The organism is Kitasatospora sp. NPDC056327, assembly GCF_042261735.1.
Classification (GTDB): Bacteria; Actinomycetota; Actinomycetes; order Streptomycetales; family Streptomycetaceae; genus Kitasatospora.
This window is the reverse complement of the sequence record NZ_JBHJRC010000016.1, coordinates 1-16,866: the sequence shown is the minus strand read 5'-3', so window position 1 is coordinate 16,866 and position 16,866 is coordinate 1. Positions and strand designations below refer to the sequence as shown.

General features: G+C 77.3%; 11 protein-coding genes and 1 pseudogene. 9 read left to right on the top strand and 3 right to left on the bottom strand.

What is annotated here, in order from left to right; all coding sequences use genetic code 11:
* Positions 1–270 precede the first annotated feature (270 nt).
* Positions 271–1,206: a LysR family transcriptional regulator gene (locus ACFCX4_RS04405; protein ID WP_376138866.1), complete on the bottom strand. Its 936-nt coding sequence runs from the start codon at positions 1,204–1,206 to the stop codon at positions 271–273.
* A gap of 208 nt (positions 1,207–1,414) precedes the next feature.
* Between ACFCX4_RS04405 and ACFCX4_RS04400 the strand changes: the two genes are divergently transcribed.
* The 4 genes and pseudogenes from ACFCX4_RS04400 to ACFCX4_RS04385 all read left to right on the top strand — a co-directional run bounded on the left by ACFCX4_RS04400 (position 1,415) and on the right by ACFCX4_RS04385 (position 5,336).
* Positions 1,415–2,365, top strand: a complete 951-nt coding sequence (locus ACFCX4_RS04400; RefSeq protein ID WP_376138915.1) for a DMT family transporter — start codon at positions 1,415–1,417, stop codon at positions 2,363–2,365.
* Between the two features lie 112 nt (positions 2,366–2,477).
* Positions 2,478–3,863 carry a sensor histidine kinase gene (locus ACFCX4_RS04395; protein ID WP_376138864.1) on the top strand — a complete coding sequence of 462 codons (1,386 nt, stop codon included), beginning with the start codon at positions 2,478–2,480 and terminating at the stop codon, positions 3,861–3,863.
* Positions 3,851–4,516 carry a response regulator gene (locus tag ACFCX4_RS04390; protein WP_376138862.1) on the top strand — a complete coding sequence of 222 codons (666 nt, stop codon included), beginning with the start codon at positions 3,851–3,853 and terminating at the stop codon, positions 4,514–4,516. The genes ACFCX4_RS04395 and ACFCX4_RS04390 overlap by 13 nt, the downstream gene beginning before the upstream one ends.
* Before the next feature lie 112 nt (positions 4,517–4,628).
* Positions 4,629–5,336, top strand: a pseudogene (locus tag ACFCX4_RS04385) (alpha/beta fold hydrolase).
* 665 nt (positions 5,337–6,001) lie between these two features.
* On the opposite strand, the gene ACFCX4_RS04380 reads toward ACFCX4_RS04385, so the two are convergent.
* Both ACFCX4_RS04380 and ACFCX4_RS04375 read right to left on the bottom strand, forming a co-directional pair.
* Positions 6,002–7,126 (bottom strand): glycosyltransferase family 4 protein, encoded by a 1,125-nt coding sequence (locus ACFCX4_RS04380; protein ID WP_376138860.1) that lies wholly within the window; start codon positions 7,124–7,126, stop codon positions 6,002–6,004.
* Entirely contained in the window at positions 7,123–8,226 is a 1,104-nt protein-coding gene (locus tag ACFCX4_RS04375; protein WP_376138858.1) for a glycosyltransferase 87 family protein, read from the bottom strand. Before ACFCX4_RS04375 ends, ACFCX4_RS04380 begins: the two co-directional genes overlap by 4 nt.
* A 658-nt stretch (positions 8,227–8,884) precedes the next feature.
* Here ACFCX4_RS04375 and ACFCX4_RS04370 point away from each other — a divergent pair.
* The 5 genes from ACFCX4_RS04370 (at position 8,885) to ACFCX4_RS04350 (ending at position 16,511) form a co-directional block, all read left to right on the top strand.
* On the top strand, positions 8,885–10,021 hold the full coding sequence (locus ACFCX4_RS04370; protein WP_376138856.1) for a hypothetical protein: 1,137 nt from the start codon (positions 8,885–8,887) through the stop codon (positions 10,019–10,021).
* 106 nt (positions 10,022–10,127) lie between these two features.
* A complete protein-coding gene (locus ACFCX4_RS04365) occupies positions 10,128–11,579 on the top strand; it encodes a pyridoxal-phosphate dependent enzyme (RefSeq protein ID WP_376138854.1) in 1,452 nt (483 codons plus the stop codon).
* A gap of 166 nt (positions 11,580–11,745) precedes the next feature.
* On the top strand, positions 11,746–12,534 hold the full coding sequence (locus ACFCX4_RS04360) for an aminotransferase class IV (protein WP_376138852.1): 789 nt from the start codon (positions 11,746–11,748) through the stop codon (positions 12,532–12,534).
* 591 nt (positions 12,535–13,125) lie between these two features.
* Positions 13,126–13,923 (top strand): ABC transporter ATP-binding protein, encoded by a 798-nt coding sequence (locus ACFCX4_RS04355; RefSeq protein ID WP_376138850.1) that lies wholly within the window; start codon positions 13,126–13,128, stop codon positions 13,921–13,923.
* Complete coding sequence (locus ACFCX4_RS04350) at positions 13,920–16,511, top strand: FtsX-like permease family protein (protein ID WP_376138848.1); 2,592 nt, start codon at positions 13,920–13,922, stop codon at positions 16,509–16,511. The genes ACFCX4_RS04355 and ACFCX4_RS04350 overlap by 4 nt, the downstream gene beginning before the upstream one ends.
* Positions 16,512–16,866 lie beyond the last annotated feature (355 nt).

Genomic DNA, 16,866 nt, shown 5'->3' with positions numbered 1-16,866 from the left:
CGGGGGGATCGGCACCGGGGCGCGGGCGCCGGTCGGCCCAGAGGTCGGGTGGCCGGCCGGGCGTTCGGATGGTCAGGGCGGTCGGGACGCGGGGTGCGCGGTCCGGCCGGGATGGTGACGGCGGCGGTGGTCGTGTGGTGAGGCGGCCATGCCAGGACCATCCTGGCGTGTGGCTCCCGGCCGTGTCGTACGACGAAATGCGGATTCCGTTGGGGCGGGTGGTTGGGGTACAAGCGGCCGGGGCGGGGGCGGGAGGCGTCGGTCCGCCGCTCACCGCGGCGCGGCTGCCCCACGGGCCCCGCCGGCCCCGCTGATCACGCCGATCATGCCGATCACGTCGGTGCCGTGCAGGGAGGCCAGCAGGCCCGTGACGGCCGGCGTCCAGGGCCGGCCCGCCGGACCGGTGAGGGTCAGCGTCCGGTGGACGGCGGGCCGGATCGGGACCAGCACGCAGTCCGCCGGCAGCATCGGCTGCGCCAGCGCCGGCATCACCGAGACGCCCACCCCTGCCTGCACCATGCCGATCAGGGTGTTGAGGTCGCGGATCCGGTGGTGCGGCACGAAGCGGACGCCCGCCCGGCGGTAGGCGTCCCGGATGTGCCGCTCGCAGCCGCCCTCGGAGAGCAGGAAGTCGTCGTCCGTCAGGTCGGCGACGTCGACGGCGGCCTCGCCGGCGAGCGGGTGGTCGCGGCGGAGCAGCGCGTGCATCGAGTCCGCGCCGAGCGCCACCGCGCCCGGCGGCGGTGGGTCCGCGTCCACGAGCACCGCCGCGTCCACCGTGCCGGCCTCCAGCCAGACGCCCAGTTCGTCGTCCTCGCCCTCGAAGACCCGGACGGTCAGCCGGGGGTGCTCGGCCCGCCAGTCGCACAGCAGTCCGGGCAGCAGGCCCTGGCAGACGGTGGTCGGCGCGGCGAGTCGGACCGTTCCGGTCAGTCCGCCGTGGTGGTGCGTGGCGATCGAGCGGACGGCCGCGGCGGAGGCGACCGCCGTCCGGGCGTGCGGCAGGATCCGCTCCCCGAGCGGGGTCGGCCGGACCGGGGAGCCACGGTGCAGGACGGGCGCGCCGAGCATCCGTTCCAGCGCCGCCACCGTGTGCGACACCGCCGACTGGCTCACGCCGAGTTCGGCCGCCGCCGATCCGAAGCCGCCCGTGTCGGTGACCGCGACCAGGGCTCTGAGCTGGGCGAGGTTCACGTCCTGGGTCATGAGACCTCCTCATCCGTCCGGCATCGCCACTTGTTGGACTCATGCTCCGCCGACCGGCGACGCTCTGTCCAGCGCGGTGGTCCGGCGCGGTGGTCCGGCGAGCTGTCCGGTCGCCGGGCTCGGTCCGGCTGGTTCGGTCCCGCTGGTTCGGTCCGGCGGATTAGCGGGTCGGTGGGTTCGGCGAGGAGGGCGAAGGAGGGTGACCGGGATGGGACGGCGCTGGTGGCCGGGGTTCGTGGCCCTTTCGGCGATCTGGGGCGCGAGCTTCGCGCTGATCAAGGTGGCGGTCGACGCCGGGGTGCCGCCCGTGTGGGTGGCGGCCTGGCGCTGTCTGCTGGGCGCCGCCGCGCTCTGGGCGATCCTCGCCGTCCGCCGCGAGGCCGCCCCGCGCGACCTCGCCACCTGGGGGCACAGCGCGGTGGCCGCGGTGCTGCTGAACGCGGTGCCGTTCGTGCTGTTCTCCTACGGGGAGACCCGGGTCAGCTCGGTGCTCGCGGGGGTGATGAACGCGACCACGCCGCTGTTCGCCCTGCTCTTCGCGACGGCCCTCGTCCCCGGGGAGCGGCGGCCGGGGCGGCGGCGGCTCGTGGGGCTGGCCCTCGGCCTCGCCGGGGTGCTCACCGTGCTCGGGGCCGGGTTCGGGGAGGGCCCCGGAGGTGGTGCCGGGGGTGCTCCCGGGGCCGGGGCCGTCGGTGGTCCGGCGTCGGGTGACGTGGTCGCCGGTGGGCTCGCGTGCCTGGCCGCGACCTGCTGCTACGGCGCCGGGTTCGCCTACCTGCGCCGCCACCTCGCCGCCCGCCCGCACTCGGCCACCGCCCTGTCCGCCGTCCAGATCACCTGCGCCGCCGCCGAGCTCGCCGTCGCCGCCCCGGTCGCGGCCGGCGTTCCGCAGTGGCCCGGCACCGGGGCGGCCGGCGCGCTGCTCCTCCTCGGGGCGATCGGCACCGGGGTGGCCTACGTCATGAACCTCGGTCTGGTCCGCACCGCCGGGACGGTGGTGGCCGCTGCCGTCACCTATGTGACGCCGCTCTGGTCGACGGTGTTCGGTGCGCTGCTGCTCGCGGAGCCGGTCGGCTGGAACACCCTGGTCGGTGGTCTCGTCGTGATCGCGGCCGTCGTGCTGACCCGGCAGCCGGGGCGTCGGCGGGCTGCCGGGTGAGGCGGCCGGTGAGCGGTCATGAGGCGGTCGGTGAGGCGGTCGGGGCGCCGCCCGCAGGGGTGTCGGAAGGCGGCGCCGGAGGGGGCGTCAAGCGGTCCGTTAGGGTGGCCCGATGGGCACGGGGCGGGCAGCGGAGCACGACACGGACGCGGGTGCGGAGGAGGACGTGGACCGGCCGTCCCCCGTCGCGGTGCTGACCGCGCTGCGCGCCCGTCCGCTGCGCTTCCCGTTCACCACGGACTCGCTGCGCTGCTGGGCCCACCTGTCCGGGGGCGCCGTGCTCGGGCTGCTGTCGGTCGTCCTGCTGGTCGCCCTCGCCCTGCTGGGCCTCGGGCTCTCGGTGGTCGGCGTCGGGCTGCCGCTGCTGCTGGCCGTCGCGCTCTCCGGTCTGCCGGCCGGCGCCCTGGAACGCCGCCGCCTCCGGTTCGTCGAACCGGTCCCCGTGCCCGACCCGCACCGCCCGCTCCCCGGGGTCGGCCGCCGCGCCAGGATCCGGACCAGGCTGCGCGAGCGCGCGACCTGGCGGGAGCTCGCCCACACCCTGCTCGTCGGCCCGCCGCTGACCGCCGCCGGGCTCGGGCTCGTCGCGCTGCTCGTGTTCTCCGCGGCCCTGGTGGTCAGCCCCGTCGTGGTCTGGGCGCTCGCACCCGAGACGGTCATGCTGATCCCCGGCCACGCCACGCCCGGACCGCTGTACGCCCTGCCCGCGACCGCCGCCGGCCTGGCCGGGCTGGTCCTCGGCAGCTACGCCGGGGCGCTGCTCACCGCCGTGCACGTCCGGGCGGCGCGGCTGCTGCTCGGCCCCCGTGAGGAGGACCTCGGGCGGCGGGTCGTCGAACTGACCCGCTCCCGGGCGCGGTTGGCGGACGCCTTCGAGGCCGAACGCCGCCGCATCGAACGCGATCTGCACGACGGCGCCCAGCAGCAGCTCGTCGCCCTCGCGATGACCCTCGGCCTCGCCGCCCACGAGCTGCGCGAGCGCGCGTCCGGTCCCGTTCCCGCCGTTCCCGCCGTTCCGCCCGCCGGTGACCCGGTGCTCGTCCTGGTCGACCGGGCGCGCGGGGAGGCCCGGCAGGCCCTGGAACAGCTGCGCGGGCTGGTCCGCGGCATCCACCCCCAGGTGCTCACCGACCACGGACTGGCCGCCGCGGTCGCCGAGGTCGCGCTGCGCCACCCGGTCCCCGTCGAGGTCGACGTCGACCTGCCCGGCCGGCTGCCCGGCCCCGTCGAGAGCACCGCCTACTTCACCGTCACCGAGGCCCTCACCAACGCCGCCAAGCACAGCGGCGCCACCGCCGTCACCGTCCACGGACGGGTCACGGCCGGCCGGCTGGTGCTCCAGGTGACCGACGACGGCCGCGGCGGGGCGGACCCGGCCGCCGGGGCCGGGCTCCAGGGACTGGCCGACCGGGTGGCGATCCTGAGAGGACGACTGATGGTGACGAGTCCGACCGGCGGGCCGACCAGGCTCCGGCTGGAGGTGCCGTGCTCCGGCTAGTCCTGGCCGAGGACGCCGTCCTGCTCCGGGCCGGCCTCGTCGAACTGCTCACCAGGGGCGGCCACCGGGTGGTCGCCGCCGTCGGCGACGCCCGGGCCCTCGCCGACGCGGTGGACGCCGAGCGGCCGGACGCCGTCGTCACCGACGTCAGGATGCCGCCGGGCTTCCAGGACGAGGGGCTGCGCGCCGCCCTCGACCTCCGGGCCCGCCACCCCGGCCTGCCCGTGCTCGTCCTCTCCCAGTACGTGGCCACGCCGTACGCCACCCGGTTGCTCGGCGCGGCCGGCGCCCAGCCGGCCGGGCTCGGCTACCTCCTGAAGGACCGGGTCGGCGAGGTCTCCGAGTTCCTGGACGCGCTGCGCCGGGTCGCGGCGGGGGAGACCGTGATCGATCCGGAGGTGGTCCGGGTCCTCCTCCGGCAGCAGTCCGCCGACCGCCCGCTCGCCCGGCTCACCCCGCGCGAGCGCGAGGTGCTGGGGCTGATGGCGGAGGGCCTCAACAACCAGACGGTCGGCGCCCGGTTGAACATCACCGAGGCGTCCGTGGTCAAGCACTGCGGAAACATCTTCATGAAGCTCGACCTCGACCCGGCCGAGGGCAACCGCCGCGTCCTCGCGGTCCTCGCGCACCTCGCCGACCGGCGGGGCGACTGAGGCGACCCCGCCGTCCCCACCCGTCGGCACCGTTGGCGCCGCCGGCCCCGCGCCGCCAGCCCCGCACCATCGGCCCCGGGGGACCGTCGGTGCCCGGCGCTACGGCGCCGCCATGACGGAACACGTACTCGGGGCGAGTGCCCGGCTCGGTGCGTGGGCCTGGGACGACGTGGTCCCCGAACCGCGCGCGGCCGGGCACGGCGTCCACCCGCTCACCCTCGCCGGCCTCGCCGAGCGGCGCGGCGAACCGGTCGGGCCGCAGGCCGTGTCCGGGACGTCGTCGGCCTCGTCGAGGAGTGGGACCTCCGGGGGTGGGACCTCCGGGAGGTGGTCCTGGTCGGGCACGGCTACGCGGGTGTCCCGGTGGGGCAGGCCGCGGAACGGATCGGTGACCGGCTCGCCCACCTCGTCCTCGTCGACGCCGCCGTCCCGGTCGACGGGCAGCCGTTCGTCGCGGCCGGGCCCTGGGGCGCGGCGGTGGCCGGGGCGATCGCCGCCGATGACGGCTCCTGGCGGCCGCTCGCCGCCGGCGACCTCGCGGCCAGGGGCTCACCGACGCCCGGATCGCCCGGATCGTCGACGGATCGACCCCGCACCCGGCGGCAGCCTCGCCGAACCGGCCGCCCTCACCGGCTCGCTCGCCGACCTCCCCGCGACGTACCTCACCTGTCCGCTCGACAGTCCCGCGCCACCGCCGGCCGTCGCCGCCCTGGTCCGCGAAGCGGGCCGGCGGCACGTCACCCTCGACACGGGCCACCGGCCGATGATCTTCAGGCCGACCGCCCCGGCCCGGATCCTGCTGGACGCCGCCGCTCGCTGAGCCGCTGCCGGATCAGCCGAGGGTGGCCGGGGTCGGCCGGGGTCGGCCGCCCGCACGGTGGTTGCTTCGGCGGGTCGTTGTCGCCCGGAGCGGGGCCGGGAGTCGGGTTCGTGGGACCGGATCCGTGCGGGCGGTGTCCCGTCGGGCGTGGTGGCGCCGCTGCGGCCCCGGAGGCAGTGGTGGCTCGGTTCGCCCGTACAGGTGGGCCTGGGGAACAGGGCCGGTGGCTGTCCCCGTCGTGATCTCCTCGACCGGCTGTCGGCGGCCGGACACCTGTGAGGCTGCCGGACCCGTCCATCGGCGCTCACGGGGCCGCCGGGCCGCCTGGCCGGACCCGTCCATCGGCGCTCACGGGGCCGCCGGGCCGCCTGGCCGGGGCCTACGGCGGGGCTGCGGCCGTGGCGGTACGGCGGCGCGGTGTGCGGTGCGGCTGGCCCCGGTCGGGTGAAGTCCCTGGAGGGACCGGGCTGTTGGGGCTACGAAGCGGGTGTCCGAGCGGCGGTGCGGTGTGCGGCCGGCCGGTCTTCGTCGGTGTGGAGGCCCTTGGGTTTGCCGGGCTGTTGGGAGTCTGGGGTGCGGGTGGGCGGGTGGGTCCGGCCGGGGTGACGGCCCCTGGGTGATCGGACCGTTGACGCGGATGTGCGGGAGCGGGTGGGGGCGGCTGCTCAGTGCGGGGTGTCGGGTGGGGTGAGGAGGGTGGTGAGGCGCTGGGCCGTGGTGTCCCAGGACCAGTGGCTGCGGGCCCATTGGCGGCCGGCGGTGGTCATGCGGGTGCGGTCGGCGGAGGGGGCTCGGAGGATGCGGCTGATCGCGGTGGCGACGGCGGCCGGGTCGCGGCCGTCGACGACCGTGCCGTTGACGCCGTCGAGGACGGCGTCCGGGGCGCCGCCGGAGCGGCCGGCCACGACGGGCAGTCCGGCCGCCGCCGCCTCAAGGAAGACGATGCCCAGGCCCTCCGCCTCCAGCCCGGCGCGGCGGGTGCGGCAGGGCATCGCGAAGACGTCGGCCGCGGCGTAGGCGGCGGGGGTGTCGGCGTGCTCCCGACCGCCCGCGAAGACCACTGAGCCGGGGGCGGTGTGACGCCGGGCGAGGCGGCGCAGCCGCCGTTCGTCGGGGCCCCGGCCGACCAGGAGGAGGACCGCGTCGGGCACGGTCCGCCGGATCACCGGCAGCGCGCGGATCAGGGTGTCCTGGCCCTTGCGGGGGACGAGCCGTGCCACGCAGAGGATCACCGGTGCCCGCGGGCCGGCCGGCCGGGGCCGGGGGCGGAACAGTTCGGTGTCGACGCCGGGCACCAGCCGTTCCAGCCTGGCCGAGGGGCCGAGCGCCGGGGCGATCCGGTCGCGGGTGTGCGGGCCCAGGTAGGTGACGACATCGACGCTGTCGCCGATCCGCCGCAGCAGGTGCCGGGCGAGGGGCGTGCGGGCCCACCAGATCTCGTGGCCGTGCGTGGTGGCGACGGTTCGCCGGATGCCGGGCGCCTGCCGGCGCAGCGCCGGGGTCATCGCGGCGAGCGGCGCGGCGGCGCCGAACCAGACCCGGTCGCAGCCGTGGGCGCGGGCGATCCCGGCGGCCCGGCGGGTCACCCGGGGGGTGGGGAGGAGTGTGCGGGACCGGTCGCGGATCACCGGGAACGGGAGTGCGGCGTCGTGGTCGGCCGCACCGGGTTCGGCCGAGGTGTAGACGACGACCCGGTCGGCGGGCAGCCGGGTGGCCACGGCGTGGACGAAGGTCTCGATGCCGCCCTGCCGGGGCGGGAAGTCGTTGGTGACGATGAGCGTGCCGGTCATGGGGCGGGAACCACCTGGGGTGCGCGGGGACGGGGGGCGGCGGACGGAAGGGGGTGCGGGGAGCGGATCGGTCCGGCGGCCGGGGCGGAGCGCAGCCGGGGGAGGAGGGCCAGGACGGCGGGCAGTGCGAGGTAGCCGAAACGGCCGGCGGGCGCGAGCAGGAACGCCAGGGTGAGGCCGAGGGCGAGCCGGTCGGCGGCGGCTCGGACGTTCCGGGGCGGGCGGCGCAGGAGGGACGCGGCGACGGCCAGCCCGGCGAGGAGCAGCAGGGCGAGCGCGGCGCACCAGCCGCCGGGGCCGAGGTCGGCGAGCAGCCGGCCGGGCAGCGGGCTGCTCGCCGGGGTGGGCAGCCCGCCCCGGCCGGTGGGGAAGGCGAACACCTGCCGCAGCAGCGGCCCCGGTGAGCGCAGGGCACCGGGCAGGACGAGGGCGGCCGTGCCGAGGACGGCCGTGACGGCGGCGCGCAGGGCCGGTCCGCGCCCGGCGGTGACCGCGAGCAGGGCGACGGCCACCGCGACCGCGGGCCAGGCCGTCCACTTGAGCGCGCAGGCCAGGGCGAGGGCGGAGCCGGCGGCGAGCGGACGTGCCCGGTCGGCCAGGGTGAGCGCGAGCACGCAGAGCCCGGTCAACGGCAGGTCGACCCCGCTGACGCAGAGCGGCAGCGCGACCGGCGGCGAGGCGAGGAGCGCCGTCACCGCGATGACGGGCACGGACGGGCCGCCGGACGCGTGCTCCCCGGCACGCGGTGGGCGCGAGCCGGGGTGCGGGGCGGAGCGCGGCGTCGCACCGCGCCAGGACGGCCGGACGGCGGTGGCCAGGCAGCCGAGGAACACGGCGGCGCACCACAGGCGTGCGTCGCCCAGCAGCCGGGCCGGCCACCCGTCCGCGCCCAGCAGGGCGCGGGGCAGCCCGAACAGTGCCATCCCGGGCAGGTAGGGGGTGTACTCGTCGACCGTCCGGGGCTCGGCCAGGTACGGCGTCCCGTGCCGGAGCAGCAGCTCGCCCGACCGCTCGATGACGGTGACCTCGCTCTGCCCCTGCCCGGTCAGCACCAGGACGAGGAACGGTATGAGGACCGCACCGGTCAGCGCGACCGCCACCGACCCCGGCCGTGCCCACCGCGGGCGCAGGACGAGCACGGCGACCGCCGCCGCCAGGTATCCCGTTGCCGCGAGGAGTCCCCAACTCCGGTGCGGTCCCAGCCCGGAGACGAGCGGGAACGCCCCGGCCCACCCGGCCGCGACCAGCCACCCGCCGCACCACAGCGCCCGCCGCCCGCCGGCCGGGCGGCCCGGAGCGGAGGATCCGGGTGGACGGGGGAGGCGGCGCGGTCGGCCGGTGCCGGTGCGGTCGGCGTGGTCGGCGCGGCCGGGGAGGGCAGCGGGCCGGGGCCTGCGAGCGGTGCCGGGCCCGGCGGTGGGGCCGGTCCCGGGGCCGGTCCCGGAGCCGGAGCCGTGGCGGGCAGGGGACGGAAGGGCGGTACGGAGACGGGGAATCAGCACCACTTCATTGCAGCGGCGCAGGTCGGCGAGGTCATGACGGTCAGGTCGAGTCCTCCGGTCGGGTTTCCCCTACCACCGGGCGGGCGGACGCGGCGGCCCCCGCGCCCGGCGGACGGCGTGAACGGTGGGACGGGTGTGCACGGTTCTGGATCTCCCCTCGGTGGTCGGCGTTCCGAACAAGGGAATTCGTATCCGATCTGACGTTCGGTGTCCATCGAATTACCCTCGGTGCCGGTTGCTCGCTATCGTGGACGGTGTGGTGAGGTCCTGGGATGCGGCGGTCGAGCGGGCGCAGGAACGATTGGGCACGGCGCCCGGAGTACGGCGGGTGACGGGGGAGGACGAGGAACGCGGATTCGCGCGCTGGGACCTCGCGGCCCGCGTCGAGGAGGAGTCGGCGGAGCGGGTCGACCCGGCGGCGATCGGCCCCGCCGACGAGCGCCGGCTGCGCGAGCGGCTCCGAGGGGGCGGCCCCGCCTGGCCCGGCGGCGAACTCCACCGCCGGCGCTACTGGTTGCTGGACACGGGCCCGGGTGGCACTGCCGGGCCGGGCGGTCCTGGCGGGCTGGGCGGCCCCGTCGATCCGGTGGACGGGCCGGCCGGGGTGCTGGCGGTCGACAACTGCACCCGGGGGCCGGGCCAGTTGGCCGTCTCCGCGCTCTACCTGCGCCCCTCGGCCCGCGGTCGGGGCCTCGCCGCGGCCGCCCTCGAACAGGTCTACCGCGCGGCCACCGCCGAGGGCCTGCCCGGCTACCGGCTGGAGGCCCCCTGGTCCCACCCCGACGCCCTGCGCTACGCCCTGCGCCGCGGCCTCTGGACGGTCTCCTGGAAGCACGCCGTCGCCCTCGCCCGGATGCCGCAACTCCCGCCCTACCGGGTCTGCGAGGAGGACGGCCGCCTGGTCCTGCTGGTCGCCGACCGGCCGTCGCCGGAACCGTCCGGGCACGACTGGAGCCCGTTGCTCGCCGCGGGCTCCGAGGGCCGCCGGCTGCGGCTGGACGAGACCGCCGCCTACCGGCAGACCGACGGCTGGGTGCACGGCTACGCCCGCTCGACGCTCGCCCTGCACCTGGCGCTGGCCGGCCGGCCGCTGGTGCGGGGCCCGCAGTGGTGGGCGGAGGCCTGGCGCTGGGCGGACACCGGCGAACCGGAGGGCCTCGCCTACCGGATCGACCAGCTCGAACGGGCCGACCGGCTCGAACGGGTCGAACGGGTCGAACGGGTCGGCCGAGTCGACCGCGAGGACCGCGAGGACCGCGAGGACCGCGAGGACCGCGACGGTCACCCCGACCGAACCGACCATCCCGACCGAACCGGGCCCACCGGCCCGTGCGTACCCCGCCCCTCGGGTTCCCCCCGGCCGCTGGACACCCCGCACCCGACGACGGGATGAGTCACAGGACACGGCCTAACGGCGCACCGGGCTGGGCAGGTTCGGCGGAGACCGGGCGGCGTCAGTCCCGGCGCCGCCCGCAGGACACCGGAGCGAGGAGCCCCAGATGCTTCCAGCGAAACCCCCCGTGCACGAATCCGTCCTCGACGCGATCGGCGGCACGCCGCTGATCCGTCTCGCCGCCCTCGGTGCCGGGCTCGCCGCCCCGGTCTACGCCAAGGTCGAGTTCCTCGGCATCGGCGGCAGCGTCAAGGACCGTGCCGCGCTGGCCATGGTGCTCGCCGCCGAGCGGGACGGGCTGCTGCGGCCCGGGGGAACGATCGTCGAGGCGACCTCCGGCAACACCGGCATCGGTCTGGCCATCGTCGGCCGGCAGCGCGGCTACCGGGTGATCGCGGGGGTGGCCGACAAGGCCTCGGCGGAGAAGTCGGACATCCTGCGCGCGTACGGCGCCGAGGTGGTGCTCGCGCCGACCGTCGTGCCGATGGAGGACCCGTCGCACCTGTACCACGTCGTCCGGCGGCTCGCCGAGGAGATCCCCGGGGCCTGGCTCGCCGATCAGTACGACAACCCGGCCAATCCCGACGCCCACATCCGGACCACCGGCCCCGAGATCTGGGACCAGACCGGCGGCCGGGTGACCCACTTCGTCGCGGGCGTCGGCACCGGCGGCACCATCACCGGCACCGGGGAGTACCTGAAGGAGGTGTCCGGGGGTGCGGTGACCGTCGTCGGCGCCGATCCCGAGTCCTCGATCTACGGGGGCGGCGACGGCAGCCCGTACTTCGTCGAGAGCATCGGTCACTTCGTCCACCCCGACACCGTCGAGGACCGCTGGCCGGAGTCCTACCGGAAGGAGGTCGTGGACGTCATGGAGCAGATCCCGGACCGCGAGTCGCTGGTGACGACCCGCCGGCTCGCCCGGGAGGAGGGGATCCTGGCCGGGCCGTCCTCGGGCACGGCGGTGGCCGCGGCGCTGCGGGTGGCACGGGAGCTGGGCCCGGACGACCTGGTCGTGGTGCTGCTGCCGGACTCGGGCCGCTCCTACCTGTCCAAGGTGCACAGCGACGCGTGGATGCGGCAGTGGGGCTTCCTGGAGGAGTCGCAGGACGAGGCGTCGCAGGCGCGGCGGCAGGGGCGGGGCCAGGAGTCGCAGGAGGGGGAGCCGCAGGGCCTGCGTCCGCTGCTCGACGGCGCCGGGCCGGTGGTCGCGGTCCACGCCGACGCGACGGTGGGCGGGGCGCTGGAGACCCTGGACGGTGCGCCGGGCGGCGTGGCCCCGGTGGTCCTGGCGCGGGCGGCGCGCCCGTACGGGGTGAGCGCGATCGAGGTCGTCGGCTCGGTGTCCCGGGACGCGCTGGTGGCGGCGCTCGCCGACGGCTCCGCCAAGCCCGCCGCCGCGCTGGGCGCCCTGGTCGGGCCGGCCCTGCCGACGGTCGGCGTCGGGCAGTCGGTGGCGGAGGCCCGCGCGGCGCTCGGGGCGACGCATCCGGGGGTGCTGGTGCTGGTGGACGGCCGGGCCGTCGGGGTGCTGCCGAGAACGGCCCTCGTCGGCTAGCCGGAAACCCGTCGTCCGGACGGGCACCGTCGCCGCACGACGGACGGCACTGCGGCCACCCCCGCGGTGCCCGAACCCCGCCCTGCCCCGCCCCCGCCCCCATCCCCGCCCCGGTCCCTGCACTTCGCCCCCCGTCCTCGCCCTCGCCCCTGGGAGACTCGGCACCATGGCAGACATCGAGATCGACGGCGGCCCGGCCGACCCCGCCCGGCTGGCGGCCCTGGGCCTGCTCAACTACGGCCACTTCACCACCCTGCGCGCCGAGGCCGGCCGCGCCCGTGGACTGGCCCTGCACCTGGACCGGCTGGTCCGCGACTGCCGGATCGTGTTCGGCGCCGAACTGGACCGCGCGGACGTCCGCGCCCGGATCCGCCGGGTGCTGCCCGCCGACGGCGCGCCGGTGATCGTCCGGGTCACCGTGTTCGATCCGGGGCTCGGCCTGGAGCGGCCCGCCGCACCCGCCGTGCCGCACCTGCTGGTCACCACCCGTCCGGCACCCGCCGCGGTGCCCGGGCCGCTGCGGGTCCGCACCGTCGCCCACCGGCGCGAGCTGCCGCAGGTGAAGCACGTCGGCCTGTTCGGGCTGCTGCACCAGCGCCGGCAGGCCCAGCTCGACGGCTACGACGACGCGCTGCTGCTGGACGACGCCGGCCGGATCACCGAGGGCGCCACCTGGAACCTCGCCCTCCACGACGGGCGGGCGCTGGTCTGGCCGGACGCCGAGGCCCTGCCCGGCGTCACCGCCGCCCTGCTCGCCGCCGCCCACCCGGGCCCGCAGCGGCGAGAGCCCGTCACCCCGGGCGACCTGGGTCGTTTCACTGCCGCGGTCGCCGTGAACGCGGGTGCCGGCGTCCGCCCGCTCGCCGCCGTCGACGGCACCGCCCTCGACCCCGCCCACCCGGTCGTCGCCCAGCTGCGCGCCGCCTACGAGGGCGTCGGGGCGGAGGAGATCTGACCCGCACGGCCGACACGACGAGGGGCGGCGGAGGCGGGCCGGGGCGGGCGCGCCCCGCGCCCCGGGATCCGCGCCCCGGGGCCGGGCCGGCCGTCGACGGGCGCGACGCGGTGCGGCCGACCGAACGGCGCGACCGAACGGCGCGACCGAACGGCGCGGACGGACGGGGCGCGACCCCGGCGGCGGGCCGACGGGCCGGGCGCGCGCGGACCGGCGTACGGACGCCGGCGCACGGACCCGCGTCCTGCCCGGTGGCCGCCGCCGCCCGGTGACCGGTGCCGCCCGGGTCGGGCCGACCGGGCGACGGGACGCCGCCCGCAGCCGACAGTCGCGACCTGGCCCCCGACCGCCACCCGTCCACCACCGCCCACCACGCCGATCCACCGCCCCCCACCGCCGAAGCCCACCACCGCCGAAGCCCCCCACCGCCGAAGCCCCCCACAGCCGTCCCGCCCCGGGGCCACCCGCAGCCCCTCCGGGGGGATAACCCCACCCCCGGTCCGCCAGCGGCCTCCATGGTCCGCCGCACCCCGTCTTCCTAGCCTGGAACACGTCGAAGAGCAGCGACGATCCACGAAGGAAGGCCCCACCATGGCACCCCGCCGTTCCCGCCCCGCGCCCGAGCCGACCGGGCGGTCCGCCGCCCACGCCGCGATCGAGTTGCGCGGCGTCCGGCGCAGCTACGGCCGTGGCGAGGAGACCGTGCACGCGCTGCGCGGCATCGACCTGGTGCTCGACCGCGGCTCGTTCACCGCCGTGATGGGTCCGTCGGGCTCGGGCAAGAGCACCTTCCTGCAGTGCGCGGCCGGTCTGGACCGTCCGACCTCCGGCGAGGTCTTCCTCGGCGGTGAGGAGATCACCCGGCTGAGCGAGGACCGGCTGACCAGGCTGCGCCGCAGCCGGATCGGCTTCGTCTTCCAGTCCTTCAACCTGCTGCCCTCGCTGACGGTGCTGCAGAACGTGCTGCTCCCGCAGCGTCTCGCCGGGGAGCGCCAGGACCGGGGCCGGGCCCGGGAGCTGCTGGCGCAGGTCGGTCTCGGCGAGCACGGCCGGCGGCGGCCGGGCCAGCTGTCGGGCGGTCAGCAGCAGCGGGTGGCGATCGCCCGGGCGCTGATCACCTCCCCGGACGTGCTGTTCGCGGACGAGCCGACCGGCGCGCTGGACACCAACACCGCGCACGAGGTGCTCGGGCTGCTGCGGCGCGCGGTCGACACCATGGGGGCCACCGTCGTCATGGTGACGCACGACCCGGTGGCCGCCTCGTTCGCCGACCGGGTGGTCTTCCTGGCCGACGGCCTGCCCGCCGGTGAGCTCTACCGGCCGGACCCGCAGACGATCGCCGACCGGATGGTCGCGCTGACGGCGCGCCCGCTGAGGACCGCGGCATGAGCAACGGACTCGCCCGCGCCTCGGTGCGCTTCCGCCCCGCCTCCTTCGTCGGCACCTTCGTCGCGCTGCTGTTCGGCGCCGCGGTGATCATGGCCTGCGGCACGCTGCTGCAGACCGGGCTCACGGCCTCGGTGCCCACCGTCCGGTACGCCGAGGCGCCGGTCGTGGTGGCCGCCGACCCGCAGGTCACCATCGCCTACAAGATCAACGACGAGAAGGAGACCCACGAGCAGCCGCTGCCCGAGCGGGCCCGGGTGGACGCCGGGCTGGTGTCCAGGATCGCTGCCCAGCCGGGGGTCGCGGCGGCCCGCCCGGACACCTCCTTCCCGCTGCAGAGCGCGGCGCCCCCGGGGGCCGGGCTGCCGGGGACGGTCGGCGCGGTCACCGGCCGGGGCTTCGCCGCGCTCGGCATCGCGGGGTCGCAGGACCGCCTGGTCGAGGGCCGTGCCCCGGCCGCCGGCGAGGTCGTGCTGGACGCCGGCACCGCCCGCTCCGCGAACCTCGCCCCCGGCGGCACGGTGGCCCTCACCGCCCCCGGCGGCAGCGGGAGTTACCGGATCTCCGGCCTCGCCGCCCCGCAGCCCGCGGGTGCCACGGTCTGGTTCGCCGACCAGCAGGCCGACCACCTCTCCGGCCACCCCGGCCGGGTGGACGCCATCGCCGTCCAGCCCCGCGAGGGCGTGGACCGCAAGACCCTGACCGCGCAGGTCGAGCAGGCCGTGGGCGGCGCCGCCGAGGTGCTGAGCGGTCAGGGCCGGGGCTCGGCCGAGCAGCCGGTGCTCACCGAGGCGAAGGTCATGCTGATCGCGATCGGCGGCTCCTTCGGCGGTACCGCCACCATGACCGCCGTGTTCGTGGTCGTCTCCACCGTCGCCCTGGCGGTCCGTCAGCGGGCCCGGGAGTTCGCCCTGCTGCGCGCCGTCGGCGCCACTCCGAGCCAGATCCGCCGCACCATCGCCACCGAGGCGATGCTGGTCGCGCCCCTGGCCGCCGCGCTCGGCGTGCTGCCCGGCCTGGGCCTGGCCCGCTGGTGGTTCGACGGGATGGTGGAACGCGGCGCCGTCCCGGCCGACGTCGAGCTGTCCGTCGGCCCGGTGCCGATGCTGGTCGCGGTCGCCGCCTGCACGCTGGCCGCCCTCGCGGCGGGCTACGTCGCGGCGCGCGGCCCGGCGAAGATGCGGGCGAGCCAGGCGCTCGGCGCCGCCGCCGTCGAACCCTCCCGGCCGGGTCTGGTCCGCACCCTGGTGGGCGTGCTCTTCGCCGTCGGCGGTGCGGTGCTCGCGGTGGTCGCCGCGAAGCTGGACGGCGCCGACGCCGCCAACACCGCGCTCGGCGTGGTCATGAGTTTCCTGGTCGCGGTGGCGCTGCTGGGGCCGTGGGTGGCCCGGCTCGCGGCCGAGGTGCTCGGCCTGCCGCTGCGGGCCGGCGGCCCGACCGGCTCGCTGGCCGCCGACAACACCCGTGCCAACTCCCGTCGGCTGGCCTCCGCGATCACGCCGATCGCGATGGTCACCGCCTTCTGCGGCACCCTGCTGTTCATGCAGAGCAGCCTGCGGCACGAGACCGGCGAGCAGGTGCGCACCGGCATCGTCGCCGACCACGTGCTCGGCTCGACCGGGCCGGGTCTGCCCGCCGGGGCACCGGCCGTGGCCGGTCTGCCCGGCACCCCCGGGGTGGTCGAACGGGCCGCCGGGGTGCCCGGGGTGGAGGCGGCGGTCGGTGTGCTGAACACCGGCATCGTCTACCGGGACGGCGACCAGCTGCTCTCCGCCACCGCGCTCGGCGTCACCGGTGATCCCTCCCGGCTGCCCCGGGTGCTCGACCTGGGGGTGCGCGGCGGTTCGCTGGCCGACCTGGGCCGCGCCGCGGACACCGTCGCGCTGGACGCCGCTCTGGCCGAGAGCCTGGGCGTCGAGGTCGGCCAGCGGGTGCCGTTCTGGCTCGGCGACGGCACGGAGGTGAAGCCGCAGCTGGTCGCCACCTACGAGCGCGGCCTCGGTTTCGGCCAGGCGCTGCTGCCGCGGGCGGCGGTCGCGGCGCACTCGACCACCTCGTACGACACCCGGGTGCTGGTCGCGGACGCTCCCGGCGCCGACCGGGCCGCGGTCGCCCGGGGCCTGTCCGGGCTCGGGGTCCCCGGTCTGCAGGTGACCGACCGGGCGGGTTACGCGGCGCAGGCGGACAAGGCCCAGGAGATGGGCGCCTGGGCGAACACGGTGATGGCCGGTGTGCTGGGCGGTTTCGCCGCCGTCACGGCCGCCAACACCCTGGTCATGATGGTGCTGGACCGGCGCCGGGAGGTCGCGCTGCTCCGGCTGGCCGGCACCACCCGGCGGCAGGTGCGCCACATGATGCGCTGGGAGGCGCTGCTGGTGGCCGCGACCGGTCTGGGCGTCGGGGCGGTGATCGCCTGGGTCACCCTGGTGCCGATCACCCGGGGCCTCACGGGTGCCGCGCCGCACGTCCCGGCCGGGACGGCGGTACCGCTGGCCGCCGGGGCGGTGGTGCTCTGCCTGGCCGCGACGGCCCTGCCGGCCCGGGCCCTGCTGCGGTCCCGCCCGGTCGCGGCGAGCGGCGGCAAGCAGTAGGGCCGCCACGGCACGGGGACGGCCGCGACCGGGAACGGAACGGACCGGGCGGAACGGGCGGGACACGGGAACGGACGGGCAGCGGGACCGAAGACGGGCCGGACGGGCCCCCTCGATCCGGGCCCCGGTCCACCGGCGGGCGACGGGGGTGCCGCCGGTGGACCGGGGCCCTTCCGCGTCCGGCCGGCGCGTGGGGGAGCGCCTCGGCGGGGACGGGGGCGGGGCCGCGGGCGGTGACGGGCGGTGCGCGGGGCCGGCGCACCCCCCGTCCCGGGGAAAAACAAGCGCAGTAAAGGCGCGGCAGGGTGGTCCGCGACCCGAAAAAGCATGATAAACACCGATATTTATGTGTGAT

Bases quoted from the DNA above. Each gene is read 5' to 3' on its own strand.
- ACFCX4_RS04405 (WP_376138866.1), bottom strand. From the start codon at position 1,206: ATGACCCAGGACGTGAACCTCGCCCAGCTCAGAGCCCTGGTCGCGGTC.
- ACFCX4_RS04400 (WP_376138915.1), top strand. From the start codon at position 1,415: ATGGGACGGCGCTGGTGGCCGGGGTTCGTGGCCCTTTCGGCGATCTGG.
- ACFCX4_RS04395 (WP_376138864.1), top strand. From the start codon at position 2,478: ATGGGCACGGGGCGGGCAGCGGAGCACGACACGGACGCGGGTGCGGAG.
- ACFCX4_RS04380 (WP_376138860.1), bottom strand. From the start codon at position 7,126: ATGACCGGCACGCTCATCGTCACCAACGACTTCCCGCCCCGGCAGGGC.
- ACFCX4_RS04365 (WP_376138854.1), top strand. From the start codon at position 10,128: ATGCTTCCAGCGAAACCCCCCGTGCACGAATCCGTCCTCGACGCGATC.
- ACFCX4_RS04360 (WP_376138852.1), top strand. From the start codon at position 11,746: ATGGCAGACATCGAGATCGACGGCGGCCCGGCCGACCCCGCCCGGCTG.
- ACFCX4_RS04355 (WP_376138850.1), top strand. From the start codon at position 13,126: ATGGCACCCCGCCGTTCCCGCCCCGCGCCCGAGCCGACCGGGCGGTCC.
- ACFCX4_RS04350 (WP_376138848.1), top strand. From the start codon at position 13,920: ATGAGCAACGGACTCGCCCGCGCCTCGGTGCGCTTCCGCCCCGCCTCC.